Genomic DNA, 20,887 nt, shown 5'->3' with positions numbered 1-20,887 from the left:
CTACTTTTTCACTTCTATTTTCATCCATCCTAAGGCCCCCTCATTTCTTTTCTTCGATTATCTTCGCACAAAATCCTCCTGCTTGGCTACTTCCGTTCCCAAAATTCTCATCATCCGTTTTTCCTCCATCGGAGACATTGTCCTCACAACCCCCGTCATCCGTTGTTTGCAGCAACAGCTTGGGGCTGAAGTTCATTTCCTTACCAAGGCTTCCTTTGCAGGTGTGCTTAAGGCAAATCCTTACCTTCACAAAATCTGGACGATCCAAAAAAAGGTAAGTGAAGTACTCCCGGAACTGAAGGCGCAGCAATTTTCGGCCATTATCGATCTCCACAACAATCTTCGCTCCCGCAGGCTCCGCTTTGGGCTTTTAGGTGTGCGCACTTATACCTTTAATAAACTCAATTGGCAAAAGTGGCTACTGACACGGTGGAAAATCAACTGGATGCCCGACCTGCATATTGTGGATCGCTATTTATTGGCCGCGGCACCACTAGGAATTATCAACGATAATAATGGTCTGGATCATTTTATTCCAGCCGAAGACGTCGTTACGCCTGCCCTTTTGGGAATAGCTACTCCTTTTATTGCGTTGGTCATTGGCGCAGCCCATGCCACCAAAAGGCTGCCGATGGAAAAGTTGCGGGAGCTTTGTGTAACACTGCCTGTTCCGGTCGTTTTACTTGGTGGGCCAGATGATAAAGATGTTGGTGAAAAAATTGCCCACGGACTGGATCACGTTCACAACAGCTGTGGAGCCTTACGCCTCCACCAGTCGGCAGATGTTCTCCGTCAGGCGGAGGTAGTCATTACCCATGATACCGGCTTGATGCACATGGCCGCAGCTTTGCGCAAGCCCATTCTTTCCCTTTGGGGGAATACCGTTCCTGCTTTTGGCATGTATCCTTATTTACCAGGTCAACAAACCTTGAATACCTCCTTCGAAGTGCCTGATCTGGGGTGTCGGCCTTGCTCCAAAATTGGCTATCCCCATTGTCCAAAAGGGCACTTTAAATGCATGTTACAACAGGACATCGAGGCCATTGCGCAAGAAGCTGTAAAAAAAATGGCCAACTAAATTGGCTAATTATATGTCATCTACCCGCACTATTTTAATAAGATTGTTGGTCAGTAAAGGTATTTGCACTATTGTTGTCTTTGCTTTAGCTAAAAAGATTTATCTTTCGGCTTAGAGCAAATAAATTACGCTAATCTTGAAAATTCCTTCTATGAAGCTCAGCAGACTTTTACCCATTTTAGTACTGCTCTTTTGCTGGCAAGGCCTCTCTGCCCAAGATGTACACTACACATTATTCGACTATTCCCCCTTACGCAGCAACCCTGCACTTACTGGAGCTTTTGAAGGCTCTGTACGTATTGGTGGTATTTACCGTAGCCAATGGTTTACGGTAGGTGATGCAACGGAATTCGGAACTCCCTCCTTTTATGCTGACGCCCCGATTATTCGTGGTTTCAGACAACAAGACTGGATTGGAGTAGGATTATTTGTGATGAGTGACAAGTACGGCAGTAATGACCTTCAGACTTCCGGTGGCCAACTGTCCGCAAGTTACCACCTGGCTAACAAAAAGAGAACCAATGTTCTGACTTTAGGTGCCCAATACGGTCGGATGCAACGCAGCATCAACTACAACAGCCCCCTCTATGAGCAAATCATCTCTGCCAATTCTGGTGGCGGTGGCCTACCACCCGCCGATGGTGAGTTTGGCCAAACGCAAGAAGAGATGACGGACTTTACCGACATCAACGTCGGGCTTCTTTACCGTACGCAAATAGACAAGATTTCCAGCCTGGAGATTGGTCTGGCTGGTCTTCACCTCAATACGGATGACAATGCCTTACTAACCGCAGGAGGTCTTCCTAGCAAGCGGGAAATCACCGCTATTGGCCACGCGATCTACCAAAGAGAACTCGACAATGACTGGAGTATCAACCCCAAGCTCTTCTGGCAAACGACCGAAGCAGGTGGCAATGAAGTACAAATCCAGGCTTGGGCCGGAAAGCAGATGAACCCTGATTTCAAAATCAACTTTGGTCTGGGTTACCGTGCTGGCGATGCTGCCAACATTCTTTTTGGCATTGACTACAAAGATTTACGTGCAGCACTTGCTTATGATCTTACTGTTAGCAGCGCCAACTCTATCACCAATTATCAGAGTGGTTTTGAAATAGGTGCTTACTACATCATCAAGATCTACAAGCAGCCCGAGTTGCCACCGACCATTTTGTGTCCTCGCTTCTAAAAGCGCGTCTTAAAGTGGAGCAGCGACACCCTAAATTAGCTGTCAAAACGTTTTACTACTATTACAAAAAGTCAAAGCTTTCGAGCTATGAAGAATATTTTTAGCCTGATTTGTTGTCTTGTGCTGGGAACCAGTTTTCTCTCAGCACAACCTATTGGAACTTCCTCCTATGAAACCATGCTGGAACTAGGAGAAACCGCAATGGCCAGTAATGATTATTACCGCGCCCTGGAACAGTATGAACTCGCCTTCGAAGAGCGGGAGGACGAAGAACTCGTACCCCTACTAGCAGAGCTCAACTACCAGTTGCGAGATTATCGCCAAGCAGAACGCTGGTACAAGCGTTTGTTGCGCCGCGATCCTGAGAATAAGTTTATTGAGCAGCGTTACAATTTTGCTCGTGTTCTCAAAATGCAAGGCAAATACGACGAAGCCATACAGGAGTTTCAGCAATACCTGGAAGCCAGTACCAATGCTGAAAGAAAGCGCCAGGCTCAGTTGGAATTAGCGGGTGCTGAACTAGGCATGTCGCTACCTGGCAATGCGCAAGGTGTAGCAGTAGAAGCCCTGGATCGCAAGAAAATCAATACGCCGGTGTCTCAGTACACTCCCACTTTGAATTCTTCTGGTCGTACACTTTACTATGCCTCTTGGGTAGGAAAAGACGTCATTGAAGCCGACGATGATGACGATCCCGAGAAATTTGCGCGTATCTTCCAATCGCAGATTACTGTAGAAACAAACCGAGAAGGCGAAGAGGTAGTGGAATATGGCGATCCTGAACCACTTGGCGTAGAGATCAACCGCCCTGGCTACCACAGTGCCAATGTCTCGCTTTCACCCGATGGTCGCCGGATGTTTTTCAACCGGATTTTACTGACGGGCAACGTACCTTCAGAATCAAAAATCTACCTCAGCGAAGGGGGCGATGGTGCCTGGAAAAGCGCCAACGAAGTGGTTGGCGTCAACGGTGACTACCTCGCGCTTCAGCCTACTGTAGGTGAATTATACGGCAAGGAGGTCCTCTTCTTTGTAAGCAACATGGATGGTGGCGAAGGTGGTATGGATATCTACTACGCTACGCACCAAGGCGAAGGTGTTTATGGCGACCCAGTCAATCTGGGCCCCGGCATCAACACCCCTGGCGACGAAATGACGCCTTACTGGTTTGATGGCACCCTCTACTTCAGCTCCGATGGCTATCCATCACTGGGAGGTTTAGACATTTTCTATGCGGTTTGGAATGGTACAGAATGGTCGGAACCTAACAACATGGGCAAAGCCTACAATACCGAAGCCGATGAGCTTTCTTTCCGTCTTTACGACGAAGGATACAAAGGGTTCTTTACCTCCAATCGCCCTGAAGGACGTTCCGTTCGCGGTAAAACTTGCTGTGACGACATTTATGGCTTCACCATTGCCCGTCAATTTGTAGACTTGGTTGTGGGTGTATTCAATGAAATCGACGAAGCACAGAAAATGCCCAAGCGTGAGCCCCTCAAAGGAGCAACGGTCCAACTTATTGACAATGCCCTGGCTGTAGGCACTGAAGGCACACAATCCCTGACGATGGCCAGCGGTAATCGCTTTGATTTTGGTCTCAATTTCGAGCGGTCTTATACCGTCATTGCTAGCCATCCTGATTTCTTCCCGGACACCACTACTTTCACTACCACAGGTGTCGTGGATAGTAAAACCTTTGAAGAGCGCTTCTTCCTCAAGCCTCGTGAACCAGAACCTATATTCGATACGCTTGTAAATAATATCCCAATCGTAATGGAGAATATCCTTTACGATTTTGATGATGACCGTATTACGACCTCCGCAGAAATTGATCTTACCTTGATCTACGAGCTCATGACGCAGTACCCTGACATGAAAGTAGAATTGGGGTCGCACACGGATTCTCGTGGAGAAGACAACTACAACAAAGACCTCAGTCAGCGCCGGGCCGATTCTGCACGCCGTTGGTTGATGCGTAAGGGTATTGATCGCACGCGCATTGTACCACAAGGTTATGGAGAAACCGTACCACAAACGGTATCGGCAAAGGTAGCGAAACAGTTTCCCTTCCTGAAAGAAGGAGATATTCTTACTGAGGCATTTATTCTTGCATTACCTAATGAAGAGCAACAAGAAGCTGCTTTCCAGCTAAATCGTCGCACAGAATTCAAAATCCTGGAAGGACCAACCAGTATCCAAGTCAAATCTACTCGACTCAGAAAGCAGGATGAAAATAATCGCGGCAACAATATTGGTGCTCAGGTAGAGCAAAATGATCCGGTAAAAATTTCTCAGATGTCTACCCTTTATGGACAGACCAATCTGAAGAATGTGCCTATCATGCAGTTCACCGAACGTACTAAGAAAATTGGTGTGGTGAAAAAAGGTGAGAAACGTACCTTCAGCTATACCTTCACCAATCGTGGAGATACGGATTTGATCATTGATCTGATCTCCGCTTGTGATTGTACCACGACCAACCAGGATGAGCTGGTAGGCAAACGCTTCAAGCCCGGCATGTCGGGTACCATCAACGTTATTTTCGACAGTTCCGAAAAAGACGAAGACGAGACCATCGACATCGATATCTACCTTCGCAACAACGATAACAAGGGCAACCCGATCGTGGAGATGTTGAATTACAGCTTCGGGTTGAAGCTCTAAAAACCTACCGTTTTTTACGAAAAAAGCCTTTTCCTTTGCGGGAAAAGGCTTTTTTCGTTTGGGGGAGTTTAGAGCATATTTTAGCTACGAAGAATGAAAAAACATAAAGACCAGTTAACCAATTAATTGGTTTGAGATTTGCGGCTGTCGTGGCTGTGTGATAAGGCCACTAGTAGCGGGGTTGATTGGATTTTGGATGCCCAACAAACCTTAATGCCAGCATCCCACCCCTGAAGGGTGAAATGATCATGCCCCTATTTAGCCTCCCTAAAGCTCTCGTTTAAACACCAGTCGCTGCCGTGCGGGTACCTCTTCGGCTTTGCGGTAAAGCGAGAGCTCGAAATATTCTCCCTTGCTCCACTCTTCGATGCCTTCGGTATAGAAAGGGCTGCCCGCATTGCCTGAAGAACCACCTGGTAAAACACCCCAGGCCCGTAAAGGCTTCTCTAATGACACCACCATACGCCACGAAGGGCCAAAATTATTGGAAAGTGCATTGGGTGTTTCTTTTGCACCATCAGAATGGATCAAACCAGAATCAAAACCGGGGAGATTGGCCAGGTGCCGGATATGCGTACCTCGGTGCTCGCTCCAGGTAGTACCAGCTTCGAGTATAGGAGACACTGCGGCCATCGTTTGCTCAAAGGCTTGACGTATCAAGTCTTGGGCGGTTTCCTTTTGCGCTGTAGATTGATGATCAAAGATCAAGTCATCTGGCTGGTCTCGTAATAATTCGATAAAGCGCCATGTCTCGGGAAACAATACCGGGCGATCTTCTGAATTCAGCGCATACACCTCATCAAAAGTGAGCTTGTAAAGGCTATCCAGCCAGCTGTCAAAGACAATGGGTGCCTGGGCTTCTGCCCGGTAAACAAGATCCCAGTCCTTCAATAGTGCGATCCCTTTTGAGGTGTTTTTCCCTTGCGCTGGGCTTTCTGCCAGTGCTTTTAACAACAGGGGCACTGCTTCTTCCGCCCGCAAAGAGTGTGCATCGTACTGCAGTGCCATCATATCCTCTGGGCGTGCATTTTCTATTCCTTCCAAATGGCGGTTGATGTAACGGCCACGGTAGTCATCAAAGCTCCCTAGATAGTAATAGGGATAACTCAGTGCCGCTGATCTTTGGTTGGCCGAAGCTACAAACTGCCGGGGAGGATTGACATCTCGCGGAACCTCATCGTAAGGAATATAGCCAGACCAAGCATTGGCACTTTTGCTACCGTCCTGAACAAAACGCCCCTGCTGTGGGTGGCGAACCGGGAAATGCCCTGTTACCGTCAAGGCTATATCATTGGCTTGATTGGCATAAACAACATTAGAGCCCGGGTTATCAAAGGCTCCTAAAGCCGCAATGTAACCTTCCAAGCTAGTGGCTTTTGCCATGTTCAGGAAAGCTTCTACGTTATCTGAGTCTTCTCTAAAAGGAGCATCATGGGCCACCCAGCGCAAGGCCAGGTTATAGTACTCATCTTCTGGCTGGTCATACACAACCGGGCCAAAGACCGTCCAGGGTGTCTCAATGATGGTAGGTGCTGCCCCACGCACATAGATGGTATCTTTAACGATGTCGGCAGCGACCGCTTCACCATCGAGCCAGTAATGGGTTTGGGTCGTATCCGTCCAGTTGATTTTGTACCAATCGGCAACGTCTTGGCCAACATTGGTGATACCCCAGGCCGTAGCCTCGTTAAAGCCAATCAGGATACTTGGCAAGGAAGGCAAAGAAACCCCGTAAACATTGATCCCTTCATAAACCAGGTGTATTTCGTACCAGATAGAAGGCAAGGTAAGGCTTAAGTGAGGATCGTTGCTCAATAGCGGAGCTCCGCTCGCAGTTTTGCTGCCAGACAATGCCCAGTTGTTGCTCCCTATCCCTTCGGGTGCTTGTGCCAACTCTGGAAAAGAAAGCGCGCCTATTGTGGTGCCACTTGTGACTTGGTTGATAACCGGCTCCTGCTTGAGCCAAGGTTCCGTGGAGATAACTGGCGACTGGTCTGGGTTGTATGCTGGATATAAATGCTGGAAGAGCGTATCCCCTAATAAGGCTCGCGCATTGGTGGCAGCTAAATCTCGGTTACGAAAACAAAGCGTTTCTGCCATACTCTTGGAGAAGAGTGCACTTTTCAGCGGTGTCCACAATTCAGGAGCAAAACCAAGCAGCTTGAACTCAACGGGATAATCTTCAGGTGACAACGCTGAGATATAAGCATTGACGCCTGCACAATAAGCATTAATAGCCGCAGAAGTTTCCGGATTACGCAACCATGCTGCCGCTGTTCGTTGTGCCGCCACCAGCATCCCTTTTCTACGCTGCGTACGGTCGCGTTCCAGCAAATCCGGCCCCAGAATCTCCGCCAGACGGCCGCTAGTAGCGCGGGCAGAAACTTCCATTTGAAACAAGCGATCTCGTGCGTGCAGGTAACCTTGTAGAAAAAGTGCAGAAGACTCATCTTCCGCAAAAACGTGTGGGATGCCCCGTTGATCGATAACGACCTGACCAGCAACACTGGCAGGGATGATCACTTCATCTTCAGCTACTTTCAGTGCTTCTGCCTGTTGCCATACCCCGGTAAAAGGATTCAACAATGCAGCCATTCCTGGTATGCGGGAACCTACTAAGCCATAAGTATCTCCCAGATAGATCAACGCAAAGAGTACAACTACGCTAATCAAGAACTTTAAGCTTTTCATCCCGTTTATGCTTTAGCTTTTCAATGCCCCTTGTTAATAATAATCCATCAAACTTATGAAATTTTCATCAATCCTCTTTCAACTTGTTTTTATCCTCCTTTTTTCTTGCCAGCCAGTAGCAAAAACACCCGCACCTCCAGCTGATGTACGTTTTCGGACTACGCCCCCTTCTAAGCTGTATTTTAACAACATTCGTAGTACGGCTTATACGATGACAACCGATGAAGCTACCCAAACCAACCATTACCAACTCCGAAAATGGCCGACCACAGGAACAACTCCTTATCTGTTACCTGTCATTGTTGATAATTGGCTCCATGATCAAGCCTATCTCCAACTTCATTGGATTGCTATGGAAGAACAACCAACGCCTCCTTTTCGTATTCGTGCATTTAACAATTCCAGTGAGCAGTATTTCTCAATAGAGAACTGGACGTGGGGGAGCCAGCATGATTTGGGGAAACAGCTGTATGCTGCTTTATTGAAGGGTCAGCAATTACAGCTGATAATACCAGATAGTACCCACATTCTACTGTTTACCGATGAGGAAACCAGAAGTTTAATCCGAATCACGTTACAAGACTATCAAAAACTCACAGAATAACAATCTATAACACACTGAAAAACAATTTATTAAAAACAAAATTAATGATATTCAATGTCACATTTTAATAAATTTATGTAAAAAAAATAAAATTCCTTTTATGTAGAAAAATCGACATCGAAAAAATCAACGCAAACACATTATTAAAAATAATAAAATATAAATAAAGTATTGATTATCAATAATTTAAATACAACCATGCAAAAATAACCATGTATAAAATAGCTTAAATTGTTGCATACTAATAAAAAAGGCTTTATCATTGTGTTATCAAAAAGTAGTTTTTGTGTTTATTTGTTTGGGTTAGAGGCCCTTGCTTCCCTTGAAGCAAGGGTTTTTCTTTTTCAGGAATATTCTTTTACGTCAGTACAAGGCAAAAAAAATCCCGGATACAACCACTTTCATGGCCCTATCCGGGAATGCTACTTCACCAGCAATAACTGATCAAGTAAGCTGTACGAGGGGTAGCTTAGTTGCCACCGCTGTTGAACATACCACCTTCGTTGGTAGGTACACCAGCTGGTTCTTCTGGAGCCTTTTCTACTTTTCCTTTGATGGTCAAAACGATAGGCTCTTCTCCTACATTGGTAGTAAGAGTTACACGCTTGGTGAAAGGTCCTACACGATTAGTGTCGTAACGAACTTTGATTTCTCCAGCATTACCTGGCAAAATAGGCTCTTTAGGGTAAGTAGGTACCGTACAACCACAGCTACCTTTAGCATTGGTAATTACCAACGGAGCAGTACCAGGATTGGTAAACTGGAAGAAACGGTAAGGATCAGAACCTTGTTCAATGGTACCGTAATCTACCTCTAAGGTTGTGAATTCCATCTGAGGACCTTCGGTAGAAGGAGTCTCAACAGCTTGTTCTACTGGAGCTACTGTTGACTGAGCAGTCATAGAAATGCTCAGACCTAGAGCTAAAACTAAGAAAAGGGATATACGCTTCATGAGCTAAATTTTATTGATTGGTTTCAATTGTAATTTGTTCTTCACAAAAATAGGTGAATTAAACCCATTTTAAAAACCAGAAGAGCAAATACAGGGGTTAATGATTAGTTAATAAGCTATTTTCGATTCTGACGATAGGCTCCACCAGGAGTCACTATTTTCAAAACACCGCAGTCTAAACGAAGGAAAAATATTTAAACAGTGCTAACGATAGCATTTTAACAGAATTTTAATTATTTTTGAAAGCATAAAAAACATTCATTCGGAACATAATTCTGAAACAGTGTTTATTTGCCGATAAAAATATCACATATTTTAATTCTACCTCTTCTTTGCCAATATTTCAAATTGGATTAACCAACCAATTTATTTGCGTGAAGAGCTTATTGTTTATTCTTAGCCGACCAAATAAGTTAAAACCATGTTTAAGCCCGATCTTGCTGCGCTATCAGAAAACAAGCTACGACTTACTGCAGACCTTAGTAAAGAAGAAATTCTGAACGATTTCCACATTTGCTGTACCAGCCGTGAAGTAAGTTTACTGGCTCGCCGTGAGGTACTCACCGGAAAAGCCAAATTTGGTATTAGCGGTGATGGCAAAGAAGTTCCGCAAGTAGCCATGGCTCGTGCTTTTCGCAAAGGTGATTTCCGTTCGGGATACTACCGTGATCAAACCTTCATGTTTGCCATGGGGCTCCTCAGCATAGAAGCTTTCTTTGCCCAATTGTACGCTGATACCAGCAATGACCCTTTCTCTGGCGGGCGGCAAATGAATGCTCACTTCGCTACGCCAACAATTGACGAGGCAGGAAATTGGCAAAATACCACCGCCTTGTATAATGTAAGCGCAGATATTGCACCTACCGCCGGGCAGATGGCCCGCGCCCTCGGCTTGGCTTTAGCAAGCAAGAAATACCGCAATAACAAAGCACTACAAGAAAACAATTTTTCAAAAAATGGTCTGGAGGTGAGTTTTTGCACGATTGGCGATGCCAGTACCTCGGAAGGCGTTTTTTGGGAAACCCTCAATGCTGCTGCCGTACAACAAGTGCCCTTGGCCGTTTTTGTTTGGGATGATGGCTATGGCATCAGTGTACCCAAAGAATTTCAAACAGCAAAGAGTAGTATTTCGGCAGCCGTCAGTGGCTTAGCTACCGAAGAGGATAAGGCAGGATTTGCCATTTATAATCTAAAAGGCTGGGATTATAGCAGTTTGGTAGATCAATTCCAATTGGGTATTGAACGCGTAAGGGACCGCCAGGAACCAGCCCTCTTCCACGTTGAAGAGCTGACCCAGCCCCAAGGACACTCTACCTCTGGCTCACACGAACGCTACAAATCTAAAGAACGTCTCGCCTGGGAGAAAGACCATGACTGCATCCTGCAAATGGAAAAGTGGATCATTGATCAAGGTATCGCTACGGAAGAAGAAGTCAGTAATATTCGTAAGCAGGCCAAAAAAACAGCAAAGGCAGGTCGTGACGCCGCCTGGAAGGCGTTCAATGTACCCGCTCGTACCTACGCTGGCGAGCTCCAAAACTGGTACCAGCAAATAACAGCCCCTGATACTGTCATCCAACAACTTCATCAGGATTTACAGCTCCACACCCATCCTCAGATTCACGAAATTTGTAGTAATGCCCGGCGCTTGGCTTACCAACTTCGCCGCAGTAATCACGCCTTGTATCCTGCCATTAAAGCATGGCTCGACCCTATAGAAAAAACTTTTCATCACAAATACGGCCAACACCTTTACAGCGAAGGCAGTGATTCTGCTCTTCGCGTCCCTGTCATAAGCCCTCGCTTCTCTCCCGACAGCCCCAGTAGCAACGGTTACCAAATTCTGAATGCTTTCTTCGATTACGCACTGGAAAAATATCCAGAATTGTATGCCTTTGGTGAAGATGTCGGGCAGATTGGTGGGGTCAACCAAAGCTTTGCCAAACTACAAGAAAAATACGGAGAGGAACGCGTCTTTGATACTGGTATCCGTGAATGGACCATCATGGGCCAAGCCATCGGCATGGCTATGAGAGGATTACGACCTATCGCAGAAATCCAGTACCTCGACTACCTCCTTTACGGCCTTGAGCCCTTATCTGACGACCTCGCTACCTTACGCTGGCGCAGCAATGGACAACAAAAAGCACCAGCCATCATTCGTACCCGTGGCCACCGCCTCGAAGGCATCTGGCACTCTGGCTCACCCATGGGTATGATTGTCAATGCGCTGCGTGGTATGTACGTATGTGTTCCGCGTAGCATGGTGCAGGCGGTAGGCATGTACAATACCCTCTTGCAAAGCGGCGAACCCGGCTTGGTCATCGAATGCTTGAATGGCTATCGCCGCAAAGAACGTATGCCCGAAAATATCGGAGAATACACCGTCCCCATGGGAGTACCAGAAACTTTGCTAACAGGAGATGATCTCACGATACTCACCTACGGCAGTTGTGTACGCTTGGCGGAAGATGCCTGTGAATTATTGGCGCAAGATGGCATCCGTGCCGAGCTGGTAGATATTCAAACCTTGCTGCCTTTTGATCTGGAGCACCGGATCATTGCCAGCCTCAAGAAAACCAACCGTCTCCTGATCGTCGATGAAGATGTCCCTGGGGGTGCTTCTGCCTATATTTTACAAAAAATTGTAGAAGAACAAAACGGTTACCGCTACCTGGATGCAGCTCCGCAAACACTCTCCGCTAAAGCCCACCGCCCTGCTTATGGCTCTGATGGCGACTACTTCAGCAAACCCAGCGTAGAAGACATCTATGACGCAGCATTTGCCATGGTAGAAGAAGCAGAACCGGGAAGGTTTTAAGGGGTACAGGGTACTTGGTACTTGGTATAATATTGACTTTGGGGTGAAAAATCCCTATACCCAGTACTAAGTACCTAGTACTGTGAGGTTTGCCTTTGACATCCCTCGCTTTTCAGAAACACAAAAAGGCACCACGAAGTAGCAGCACTAGCTAAACCTCACTTCCTCGGCCGCATCAAACCTTCCTGGGCCACACTGGCTACCAATTCTCCCTCCAGGGAGAAGATCTGACCCCGTGTGAACCCTCTTGCACCGGAAGCCGAAGGGCTATCCAGCGCATACAACAACCACTCATCTATCCGAAACGGACGGTGAAACCACATAGAGTGATCAAGGCTAGCCAGGGTCAGGCTGCGAAAATCGGCCGCGAAACCGTGAGGCAATAGCGCGGTGGTCAACAGGTTGTAATCGGTAGCATACGCCAACACCAGATCGTGTAAGCGGCGATCGTCGGGCATCTCTCCCTTGGCCTTCATCCAGACGTGGCGGACGGGATCGTATTTCTCCTGCACCATTGGATTGATGAACTCTACCTGTCGGAAATCCAGCGGGCGTTCAATGTCCAGCATCTTTTTCAAGTTCGGTGGAATCATATCACCAAACTGCTTGGCGAGCCCTTCCCAGCTAGGCAAATCGTCGGGAAGTGAGACCCGCGGTTTTTCCATCTGGTGTTCGTACCCCTCCTGCTGCAATTGAAAAGATGCTGAAAGGTGAAAAATCGCTGCGCCGTGTTGGATCGCCTTTACCCTACGGGTGGTAAAGCTCCCCCCGTCGCGGATGCGCTCCACCTCGAATACAATGGGCACTTCAAGATCCCCCGGCAACAAGAAATAGCTGTGGAGCGAATGGACAAACCGGTCGTTGGGTACCGTTTGCATGGCGGCGCTCAGCGCCTGGGCCATTACCTGCCCGCCAAAAACCCGCTCACTGCCTACACTCTTGCTCTGTCCGCGGAAAAGATTAACTTCCAGCTGCTCCATCTTGAGCAGTTCAATCAATTGACTTACCTCTTTCATAGTGTGAAGATAAAAGCAAAAATCGCATTATCGAAAAGATTCGATAATGCGATTTTTAGGATCGGATTCCGCAGTCACTACCGCAACTTAGCATAATGCACCAACTTCCCATCCTGGCGAAAGCCTTTTTCGTCCGCCAAATCAGCCTGTAAGCCCGCAATAAATGCAGCCAGTTGAGCAGGCTTCAGTTCTTTGTCATTGCCTAGCGTGAGTGCATCCGTAGCGTAACTGCTCAGTACCGCGGCAAACTGGCGGTTCAATAAAGCAGGGTGGCCAAACACGTCAGCTCCCAGAATCTGATCACCACTCACGGCCACAAAGCCAATGATGGTTTCATTTTTGGCCAGCTTGTCACCAAAGAAGCGTTCGTAGTTGGTACGGTCATTCACAAATTTCTCATTGGTTTCCAAGTCAGCGTAAGCCTGGGTGCCACCATCCAGACTGTAGCGGGTGCGAATATCGGCTACCTGGTCCCAAACGGCTTGCTGACTGCCCGTAGCGACTGAACGGCGTACTTCACTGGAAGCGACGTTGTAATAGCCACGAAAGGCAAAAATCTTTTTATCCCCTTCGTTCAAAGCCTTGTCACCTTCGTAAGTCCAGCGACCGTGTTCCACACAAAAAACAGGTATATCCTGGATATTACGCGCGGCAATGACCGCATCCTCCGCAATAACGCGATCCTGGTTGCCACCTTGTACCACTTCTCCCGCCATCAAAAAGATGGGGTCTTCGGTCTTATTCTGTACCGTCAAGGTATTTACTGCACCCTCATCCGTAAAGCGGCCATAAGGCTTTTTTTCCGAAACTCGGAAACGCTCATTTTCCAGGGCTTCACTTAAAACCTTATATTGCGCCACCGATTGTTGTTCGTTCAGGTAAGCCTCACTGGCCACAATGGGCAAGAGGCGTAAATGATCCTTTTCCCACTGCGGATTTTCCGACAACTGGACTTCAATTGGAGAATTATTCGTCAACTCCTCTTGCAAAACCGTGTTGTTATCACATGCGACAAAAAGGAGTAGCAAAGAAAATAGTGTTAAGAAGCGCATAAGCTGTTTATTTTTAGATACTTATTCTAACGTTTGATAAGGCTTTTTCGTTTCGGGTTGCTGCCATTTTTCTGCACCAACAAAAAACAACATTCAAGATACATAAAAGCATGCGTAAAGGCAAGACAATCACTCCACCACTCCCTACATCTCCTTCTTCTCGTTATCGTTTCTTTTGTTGGGCAGTGGCCTTTTTGGCGGTGGCTCAATTGTTGGTAGGCTTGGATTATATCAACATCTGGCCTGCTGCCGAGGCCGAGCTTATCTGGTCGGGGGTACAGCCTGCACCTGCAAACACCTGGGTGAGTGCTTTCCTGGGCACCATCCCCACCGAATCGCCTTACTGGCTACTCGCCTATCGGGTGCCTGGCCTTTTGATTTACCTGCTAGGCGTAGGCTTGTTTTTCTTTTGGGGCAGTGCCCTATTTGGCAAGCGCTCGGTTGAGATCACCTTGCTTGTTGGGGCAGCCTCCCTCCTACTGCCCGTCTTGGCCAAAACGGCTAGTCTCGACATCTGGCGCTTTGGGCTGGAACTGGGCTTTTGGTTGGCTTTACTGCATTTTACCAAGACGCCTACCCGCAAGTGGTTGGTGAGAAGCAGCATACTCGGTTCACTGGCCATTCTGGTGGGCAGTTGGGCCACCCTCGTCCTGATGGTCATCTGGCAAGTGGCCTATTATCGCATCTTGGTAGCAGAAAAAGAAGACCTGAAAAAACAACTGGGTAAACCCTTTGTTATCATCTACCTCGTTTTTGGTTTATCCTTCCTCCTTTATTGGGCTTTGGGTTACCACGGCTCACTTGCTGATTTTTATTACTTCCATTTCCTACGCTTGGGTCACCTCAAGTTCTTCCTGTACGCCCTTCTGGGTATCGCTCCTTTTATTGGCTTCACATTGGCAGCGCTGCGAGACCTCTTTTACAAAGTCAAAAGAGGAGAAGAGTTTTCTCAGCTACTACTCATCGGGCTACTGGGCAGCTTCCTTACCCTATCACTCGTCTTCCCTTTCCTGTTGATCTTGATGACGGCCAAACAACTCGAAAACTACTTTAAGATCCCCAATTACCCTTGGCAGGATTGGGTAAAAACAGGGCAAGTGTTGCACATTATTGTCGTTTTTTTCCTGGTTGCCCTCACCTTACTAGGCGGCTTCGTCCAATTCCAAAACGATGGCTTTCGCGCCGTTCTGGGTTGCTCAGCAGCTTATTGGATGTTTAGCTTCGTAGGTGTCATTGGCTTGTATGGCAAACAAAGAGATTATGTACTCGGCGGCATGACGCTCGCTGGCTTGCTTGCCTTGTTGTTCTTCTGGATACAAGTCTACCCCTTCCTCCACCTCCAGCGCAACTGGCCCCAACGGCTACAAACCCAAATAGAACAAACCCTACCCGATACCAAAGAAGTCGGTCTAAATGAGCGTGATCCGCTCACACTCCCCCTCGCACCTTATCTCCAACGCAGCGGCTACCAACTCCGCAACACCACCGAAGTAGCACCCAATCAAGCCTCTTTAACCATCCTTAGACTAGCCCCCAACGACAGCATCAGTGAACCCAGGGTAACGATCAGTGGCTGGCCCTGGCTATGGGGCGAAGAGCGCTGGGGAGGGTTTTAATGGGCCCTACCTGCTTCCCTAACGGTCATTAGCACCGGGCTGTACACTGCGTTCTGCTCCGTAAGATCGGGCTTAAAACCCTCCTACAGAGCGGAGTCCTTCCCATTCCTGGTCCTGCTCCCCCGATGGAAGATCGGGTGCGCCGAGCTTCGGGCCTTGGCCCTACGCACCACCCGTACTAAAAACAGGAAGTAAGCGGATGTAAGGTAACGGTAAGCTGTACCATCTGATGCTTTTCCGATACTACGGCGATCCCCGAAGAAATACACTGTTTTTTTGAACAAAATCAAGGTAATGCTACCATCAAATTGGAAGACATCTCTGCCAGATGCCTTCCAATTGTTGAGCTTTAACTAAAATCTAATACTTCAGCCCCGCCAGATCAATGACGAAACCGCGGATTTTATAACGGCTCGCCAGGCTGGCTTGGTAATGCTGGGCCGTTTTTTGATCATCAAAAGGGCCAAGGATGACCTTGTAACTACTTTTGCCTCCTTCGCCGGGTTCAATACTGATGAGGATATTATCGAACCATTGGGCTTGTAAATCGGCTACTCGCTGCATGACGTTCTCGTAGCTGGTAAAAGATGCTACCTGCACACCAAACCCTGTTTGAGCATCCGGTTTTTCCAATACGATACGGTAGAGGCCGTAGGGATTGTAATCCTTGCCCACGGGAGAAAACCGATCTTTGGAAGCATTCACGGTAGGCGTTGTTGACGCTGGTTTTGCGGCGGGTGTCGTGGTCGTCTTGGCTGCTGGCTCTACCGACCGCTCGGCAACTTTTTCGGGGGCGGGCGCTGGTGTAGTAGCACGAGGTTCGGCAGCAGGTGTGGTTGTAATTCTTTCTGGTGCTGGTTCTTCAAAAGCTCGCGGAGTAGCAGCAGGTGCAGTAGTCACCTCTTCCACTTTGTCTGCAGGTCGACTGGTGCTATTGCCCACTTTTTCGACTTTCACTTCTACGGAGCCCATCCCTACGATCCCCAGTACATCGGCGGCACGACGGGAAAGGTCTACGACGCGGCCTTTGATATAGGGACCTTTGTCGATCACTTTTACCGTTACTGATTTTTTGTTATCAAGACGGGTCACCTTCAGCATGGTGCCGTAGGGGAAGCGTTTGTGTGCGCAGGTCAGTTCATCTTTGTTGTAAGTATCGCCGTAGGCGGTAGAGCGGCCTTCAAAATCATCAGAATAATAAGACGCTAAGCCGTATTCTTCTTCCTGAGCGAAGGTCATACTACTCAGTAGTGTCAAGCAAATAAAAAGGCTAAAGGATAGGTATTTCATATCAGTATGGATGTTTTGATTTGGCCAATATCGGTCATTTTTCGATCATTTACCTGCGAAAGGTATTGGTTATTGAGCTAACGCCTTATCACAAAGAACTATTTCGGGGGTTAATTTGTATTTTTGCAGCACAATGTTTAAATAGAGAGAATGAGTAAGCACGGAAAAGTACTGGTTGCCATGAGTGGAGGGATTGACTCTACCGTTACGGCCATGATACTCCACGAAGAAGGCTATGAGGTAGTAGGGATTACCATGAAAACCTGGGACTACGCCAATAGCGGTGGCTCCAAGAAGGAAACCGGCTGTTGTAGCCTTGACAGCATCAACGATGCCCGTGAGGTAGCCGTAATGATGGGTTTTCACCATTTCATCGTCGATATTCGGGAAGAATTTGGGGATTATGTCATCGATAATTTTGTCGACGAGTACCTGGCGGGGCGTACGCCTAATCCTTGTGTACTTTGCAATACTCACATTAAGTGGAATTCGCTGCTCAAGCGGGCCGATGCCCTCGATTGTGAATTCATCGCTACGGGCCACTACGCCAAAATTAAGCACGAAAACGATCGCTATTTTGTCCAAAAAAGTGCTGACCTCAACAAGGATCAATCCTATGTTCTTTGGGGGCTGAGCCAGGAGTGTATGGCTCGCAGTCGCTTCCCATTGGGCGGCATGACCAAACCGGAAGTTCGCCAGCTAGCCGCCGATTTTGGTTATGAAGAACTCAGCAAGAAAGCGGAAAGTTTTGAAATTTGCTTTGTTCCTGACAACGACTACCGGGGCTTCCTCAAGCGGCGCGTACCAACATTGGAAGAGCAGGTAACCGGAGGTAACTTCGTAACCACCAGTGGTGAAATCATTGGTCAGCACCAAGGTTATCCTTTTTATACCATTGGCCAAAGGAAAGGGCTCGGCATGGCTTTCGGGCAACCGATGTTTGTGACGGAAATCCAGCCGGAAACCAATACCGTAGTGTTAGGCACCTCTGATGAACTCATCCGCAACGGCATGAATGTTGGTCAGGTCAACAATCAGAAATACGCCATCATCCCCAGTGACCTGGAGCTGGTGACGAAGATTCGTTACAAAGACGCTGGTGCCATGAGTACCATGGTACAGACGGGAGATCACGTAGCGGTCAGTTTTATGGCCAACGTTAAGGGGGTTGCCCCTGGACAGTCTGCCGTTTTTTATGAAGGTGATGATGTTGTGGGAGGAGGTATCATTTATGGTGGCCACAAGTTCGGAGAGAACTAGTTTGGTACTTGGTATATGGTAAATACACAAAATCCGACTCCATGAAAGGAACCAAGACTTTCCTTATTGGTCTGCTTTTCCTATCGACGCTATTTTTGCTGACTTGCGAAGGTGAGACGGCGGAGCCACGTGCAGATAAGGGGTATGACTATTTCCCGCTGGAAGTGGGTCAGGAATGGAACTACCTGATGGACAGTATCGTCTTGCGCCCTCAGGTAGGAGGAATATTCTACGATTCGGTACGTCTTGATGTCCAAGAAATACTGGTGGATACTTTACGTGATTTAGAGGGCCAACTATGGTACCGAGGAGAGCGGTATGATCGTCGTGTCGACAGCACTGCCTGGCGTTTCAGCCAAACCTTTCTCCTCCATCGGGATGAACTGCGGGCCTATCGGAGGGAAGATAACCTGGAGTTTGTAAAACTGGTCTTTCCTTTAAGGGCTGATCAAAACTGGGATGGCCATGTAGCTTTTGATCCCTTTCGGGAAATTGAAGTCGCGGGTCAGCCTGTCCAGATTTTTGTCGATTGGAATTACCGCTATCTCAGCTTCGATCAAGCAGGAACGGTTCAGGATAAAACTTACGATCAACTTACGCTGGTGGAAGGTGCCGACTACGAGAATCTTCTCAACCGGCGCCTTGCTATTGAAGGCTACGCTAAAGACATCGGACTGGTTTACCGGGAGTTGGAGGTATTTGAAACCCAGTGTCAGCAATGCTGCAACGGCGATACTGGTGCCTGCCTCGACTTGCCTTGGCGAGAGAAGGCCGAAGGAGGATTTATCATCAAACAATGGCTGATCCAATGAAGGAGGAGATGACAAAAGTAGGCCGGATGGGTCGACCTCATGGTTTACGTGGAGAATTAAAGGTCAGTATCGAGGAGATATATTTCGAGGATGTCGTTCAGCAGGATAGTTTATTGATTGCCGTGGGCAGCCAATACGTCCCCCACTTTGTGGAAGCCTGGCGCAGCGGGGGCAACCTCGTAAAGTTGGAAGATATCGACGATAAGGAAGCTGCGCAGATGCTCCAGCAAAGAGAGATTTACCTGCCTGCTCATCTGTTGACCATCTCCACTGAAGATATTCCTGCCGACAATCCTTTTGAGCAATACCTCGGGTACCTTATCAGTGATACTGAATTCGGGCCTGTAGGGAAAATCAATGAAATCGTTGACCTACCGGAGCACTACCTGGCCGAAGTGAGCTATCAGGGAAAAACCATCATGATCCCGCTACATGCCGATCTGATTGAAGGAATAGATGAGTCTAAACGAGTGTTATTGATGGATCTTCCAGAGGGGCTGTTCGAGCTTTAACCTCCGTAGCTCCGTATCTCCTCCGTAACACAGGGTTTGAAAACCTGTGCTACGGAGGAGATACGGAGATTAAACCCCCGCTTTACCTAATTTCATCATAAAATAGGTCTCGAAAGCGGTGAAGATAAAATAGACCAAAAAGAAGGGAATGACAAAGAACTTATCTGTAGGCTCAGCGAGCTGCAGGTAAGCGTAAACGATCATAATTGCCAACATCATTTTCCCCATGGTAAAGCCCATGATGGTGTTGGTAAAAGTGTTTTTATTAGCACTATTCGCAGCACTCCGCCCCAAGAAAAACATCACGACGGACAGAAAGACAAAGCCACCAAGACTGATCCAGCCCAGTTCTTGATACGGGGCCAGTTTGGGTACTTGATATAGTCCAAGTAGTGCTGCTACCGTTATCAAGACAACTCCTCCTAGTTGCAGTAAAAATGCTTTATTGGTCATATTTCTTAAAATAAAAAAGACATCCCGAACTTTGAGCTGCCAAAATTCGGGATGAAAATGTTTGTGCACTCATTACAGCAAGTCCTTGAGTGTGCTGTACAGTGCTGCAAAAATAGAAAGCAAGGCCATTCCCACCATCAGGAAAGGGGACGTTTGGAAGTATTCATCCAGCTTTTGGCCAGCAAATACCCCTAATAAAATAATGATGCCCATTTGCATCGCCATCCCCGAGTACTTCATATAATCTTGTACTCGTTTCCTGGCTTGATCTTTTTGATCTGGTGTTTTATCCGGCAACTTTCTCCGTTTTTTCAGTCATGGCTTTTTTAGCACTGCCTGCGATACTATTTTTATTACCAGATGCCATGGTCAGGGTTCCATCGATAGTACCTCCTGGTTGCACGATTAGTTTACCACAAGTAATATCCCCATCAACGGCAGCCGTTTCGCGGATATTGAGCAGCTCTTTGACTGTCATTGTGCCTTCAAACTTACCTTCGATGACGGCGTTCTCGCAGCGAATTTCACCATCTACTTTGCCCGTTGGCCCTATGATGACTTTAGCATCACAGAAGAGTTTTCCGGTAATTGAACCATCTACACGAATATCACTATTGGCATTGACGGTTCCCTCTATTTTAGTACCTTCTACAATACTGTTTAGAGAATGGCCGCCTGAAGGCGAAGGCGTAGATGATGATTTTGTACTCATTTCTTTTTTTCCGCTGTTGTTAAACATTTGTTTTTAGTTTTTGAGCAGGCTTCCTGCTTGGAGCCTGAAACGGTTTATATGCAGGGGATTGGTTGTCTAATTGAGTGCTAAGGTAGCACCTAATTGCTAATATACCGAATTCCAGTACTATCTAGCGAACCCATT

The 20,887-nt window shown here is 47.3% G+C and carries 17 protein-coding genes; 9 read left to right on the top strand and 8 right to left on the bottom strand.

The genetic code is table 11. The annotated features are described in order from the left end of the window. The first annotated feature begins 82 nt into the window (after positions 1 to 82). The 3 genes from AB0L18_RS13865 to AB0L18_RS13855 all read left to right on the top strand — a co-directional run bounded on the left by AB0L18_RS13865 (position 83) and on the right by AB0L18_RS13855 (position 4,931). Positions 83 to 1,078: a glycosyltransferase family 9 protein gene (locus tag AB0L18_RS13865; protein ID WP_367387898.1), complete on the top strand. Its 996-nt coding sequence runs from the start codon at positions 83 to 85 to the stop codon at positions 1,076 to 1,078. A gap of 151 nt (positions 1,079 to 1,229) precedes the next feature. Beyond that, positions 1,230 to 2,264, top strand: coding sequence for a PorP/SprF family type IX secretion system membrane protein (locus AB0L18_RS13860; RefSeq protein ID WP_367387897.1), 1,035 nt, complete (start codon positions 1,230 to 1,232; stop codon positions 2,262 to 2,264). 87 nt (positions 2,265 to 2,351) lie between these two features. Beyond that, a complete protein-coding gene (locus tag AB0L18_RS13855) occupies positions 2,352 to 4,931 on the top strand; it encodes an OmpA family protein (protein WP_367387896.1) in 2,580 nt (859 codons plus the stop codon). A 267-nt stretch (positions 4,932 to 5,198) separates the two neighbouring features. Here AB0L18_RS13855 and AB0L18_RS13850 read toward each other — a convergent pair whose 3' ends face one another. Then, complete coding sequence (locus AB0L18_RS13850; protein WP_367387895.1) at positions 5,199 to 7,622, bottom strand: penicillin acylase family protein; 2,424 nt, start codon at positions 7,620 to 7,622, stop codon at positions 5,199 to 5,201. Positions 7,623 to 7,677: 55 nt separating this feature from the next. Between AB0L18_RS13850 and AB0L18_RS13845 the strand changes: the two genes are divergently transcribed. Then, on the top strand, positions 7,678 to 8,226 hold the full coding sequence (locus tag AB0L18_RS13845; protein WP_367387894.1) for a hypothetical protein: 549 nt from the start codon (positions 7,678 to 7,680) through the stop codon (positions 8,224 to 8,226). A 469-nt stretch (positions 8,227 to 8,695) separates the two neighbouring features. Here AB0L18_RS13845 and AB0L18_RS13840 read toward each other — a convergent pair whose 3' ends face one another. Next, complete coding sequence (locus AB0L18_RS13840; RefSeq protein ID WP_367387893.1) at positions 8,696 to 9,178, bottom strand: DUF1573 domain-containing protein; 483 nt, start codon at positions 9,176 to 9,178, stop codon at positions 8,696 to 8,698. 421 nt (positions 9,179 to 9,599) lie between these two features. Here AB0L18_RS13840 and AB0L18_RS13835 point away from each other — a divergent pair, with 421 nt between their 5' ends. Further along, positions 9,600 to 11,999: a thiamine pyrophosphate-dependent enzyme gene (locus AB0L18_RS13835; RefSeq protein WP_367387892.1), complete on the top strand. Its 2,400-nt coding sequence runs from the start codon at positions 9,600 to 9,602 to the stop codon at positions 11,997 to 11,999. Between the two features lie 158 nt (positions 12,000 to 12,157). Here the strand turns inward: AB0L18_RS13835 and tesB are convergent, their stop codons facing one another. Then, positions 12,158 to 13,015, bottom strand: coding sequence for an acyl-CoA thioesterase II (gene tesB / locus AB0L18_RS13830; protein WP_367387891.1), 858 nt, complete (start codon positions 13,013 to 13,015; stop codon positions 12,158 to 12,160). A gap of 77 nt (positions 13,016 to 13,092) precedes the next feature. Next, positions 13,093 to 14,067 carry a DUF6569 family protein gene (locus tag AB0L18_RS13825; protein WP_367387890.1) on the bottom strand — a complete coding sequence of 325 codons (975 nt, stop codon included), beginning with the start codon at positions 14,065 to 14,067 and terminating at the stop codon, positions 13,093 to 13,095. A gap of 110 nt (positions 14,068 to 14,177) precedes the next feature. Here AB0L18_RS13825 and AB0L18_RS13820 point away from each other — a divergent pair, with 110 nt between their 5' ends. Continuing rightward, the gene (locus AB0L18_RS13820) at positions 14,178 to 15,683 is read left to right on the top strand and encodes an ArnT family glycosyltransferase (protein ID WP_367387889.1); all 1,506 of its coding nucleotides are present in this window, start codon (positions 14,178 to 14,180) and stop codon (positions 15,681 to 15,683) included. 360 nt (positions 15,684 to 16,043) lie between these two features. Here the strand turns inward: AB0L18_RS13820 and AB0L18_RS13815 are convergent, their stop codons facing one another. Next, complete coding sequence (locus AB0L18_RS13815; RefSeq protein WP_367387888.1) at positions 16,044 to 16,973, bottom strand: septal ring lytic transglycosylase RlpA family protein; 930 nt, start codon at positions 16,971 to 16,973, stop codon at positions 16,044 to 16,046. Positions 16,974 to 17,123: 150 nt separating this feature from the next. Between AB0L18_RS13815 and mnmA the strand changes: the two genes are divergently transcribed. The 3 genes from mnmA to rimM are packed head-to-tail and all read left to right on the top strand — an operon-like array spanning position 17,124 to position 19,557. Continuing rightward, positions 17,124 to 18,233, top strand: coding sequence for a tRNA 2-thiouridine(34) synthase MnmA (gene mnmA, locus AB0L18_RS13810; RefSeq protein ID WP_367387887.1), 1,110 nt, complete (start codon positions 17,124 to 17,126; stop codon positions 18,231 to 18,233). 41 nt (positions 18,234 to 18,274) lie between these two features. Further along, on the top strand, positions 18,275 to 19,045 hold the full coding sequence (locus tag AB0L18_RS13805; protein ID WP_367387886.1) for a hypothetical protein: 771 nt from the start codon (positions 18,275 to 18,277) through the stop codon (positions 19,043 to 19,045). Then, complete coding sequence (gene rimM / locus AB0L18_RS13800) at positions 19,030 to 19,557, top strand: ribosome maturation factor RimM (protein WP_367387885.1); 528 nt, start codon at positions 19,030 to 19,032, stop codon at positions 19,555 to 19,557. Before AB0L18_RS13805 ends, rimM begins: the two co-directional genes overlap by 16 nt. Positions 19,558 to 19,626: 69 nt before the next feature. Here rimM and AB0L18_RS13795 read toward each other — a convergent pair whose 3' ends face one another. The 3 genes from AB0L18_RS13795 to AB0L18_RS13785 form a co-directional block, all read right to left on the bottom strand. After that, on the bottom strand, positions 19,627 to 20,010 hold the full coding sequence (locus tag AB0L18_RS13795) for a hypothetical protein (RefSeq protein WP_367387884.1): 384 nt from the start codon (positions 20,008 to 20,010) through the stop codon (positions 19,627 to 19,629). Positions 20,011 to 20,082: 72 nt separating this feature from the next. Continuing rightward, a complete protein-coding gene (locus tag AB0L18_RS13790; protein WP_367387883.1) occupies positions 20,083 to 20,307 on the bottom strand; it encodes an AtpZ/AtpI family protein in 225 nt (74 codons plus the stop codon). After that, the gene (locus AB0L18_RS13785; RefSeq protein WP_367387882.1) at positions 20,297 to 20,749 is read right to left on the bottom strand and encodes a polymer-forming cytoskeletal protein; all 453 of its coding nucleotides are present in this window, start codon (positions 20,747 to 20,749) and stop codon (positions 20,297 to 20,299) included. Before AB0L18_RS13785 ends, AB0L18_RS13790 begins: the two co-directional genes overlap by 11 nt. Positions 20,750 to 20,887 lie beyond the last annotated feature (138 nt).

It is taken from the genome of Lewinella sp. LCG006 (genome assembly GCF_040784935.1).
GTDB lineage: Bacteria > Bacteroidota > Bacteroidia > Chitinophagales > Saprospiraceae > Lewinella.
The sequence above is the reverse complement of the archived record's forward strand: the minus strand, read 5'-3'. Positions and strand labels throughout refer to the sequence as shown.

Coding starts and splice junctions, on each gene's coding strand:
- AB0L18_RS13860 (WP_367387897.1), top strand. CDS start 1,230: ATGAAGCTCAGCAGACTTTTACCCATTTTAGTACTGCTCTTTTGCTGG.
- AB0L18_RS13855 (WP_367387896.1), top strand. CDS start 2,352: ATGAAGAATATTTTTAGCCTGATTTGTTGTCTTGTGCTGGGAACCAGT.
- AB0L18_RS13850 (WP_367387895.1), bottom strand. CDS start 7,622: ATGAAAAGCTTAAAGTTCTTGATTAGCGTAGTTGTACTCTTTGCGTTG.
- AB0L18_RS13845 (WP_367387894.1), top strand. CDS start 7,678: ATGAAATTTTCATCAATCCTCTTTCAACTTGTTTTTATCCTCCTTTTT.
- AB0L18_RS13840 (WP_367387893.1), bottom strand. CDS start 9,178: ATGAAGCGTATATCCCTTTTCTTAGTTTTAGCTCTAGGTCTGAGCATT.
- AB0L18_RS13835 (WP_367387892.1), top strand. CDS start 9,600: ATGTTTAAGCCCGATCTTGCTGCGCTATCAGAAAACAAGCTACGACTT.
- tesB (WP_367387891.1), bottom strand. CDS start 13,015: ATGAAAGAGGTAAGTCAATTGATTGAACTGCTCAAGATGGAGCAGCTG.
- AB0L18_RS13825 (WP_367387890.1), bottom strand. CDS start 14,067: ATGCGCTTCTTAACACTATTTTCTTTGCTACTCCTTTTTGTCGCATGT.
- AB0L18_RS13820 (WP_367387889.1), top strand. CDS start 14,178: ATGCGTAAAGGCAAGACAATCACTCCACCACTCCCTACATCTCCTTCT.
- AB0L18_RS13815 (WP_367387888.1), bottom strand. CDS start 16,973: ATGAAATACCTATCCTTTAGCCTTTTTATTTGCTTGACACTACTGAGT.
- mnmA (WP_367387887.1), top strand. CDS start 17,124: ATGAGTAAGCACGGAAAAGTACTGGTTGCCATGAGTGGAGGGATTGAC.
- AB0L18_RS13805 (WP_367387886.1), top strand. CDS start 18,275: ATGAAAGGAACCAAGACTTTCCTTATTGGTCTGCTTTTCCTATCGACG.
- rimM (WP_367387885.1), top strand. CDS start 19,030: ATGGCTGATCCAATGAAGGAGGAGATGACAAAAGTAGGCCGGATGGGT.
- AB0L18_RS13795 (WP_367387884.1), bottom strand. CDS start 20,010: ATGACCAATAAAGCATTTTTACTGCAACTAGGAGGAGTTGTCTTGATA.
- AB0L18_RS13785 (WP_367387882.1), bottom strand. CDS start 20,749: ATGTTTAACAACAGCGGAAAAAAAGAAATGAGTACAAAATCATCATCT.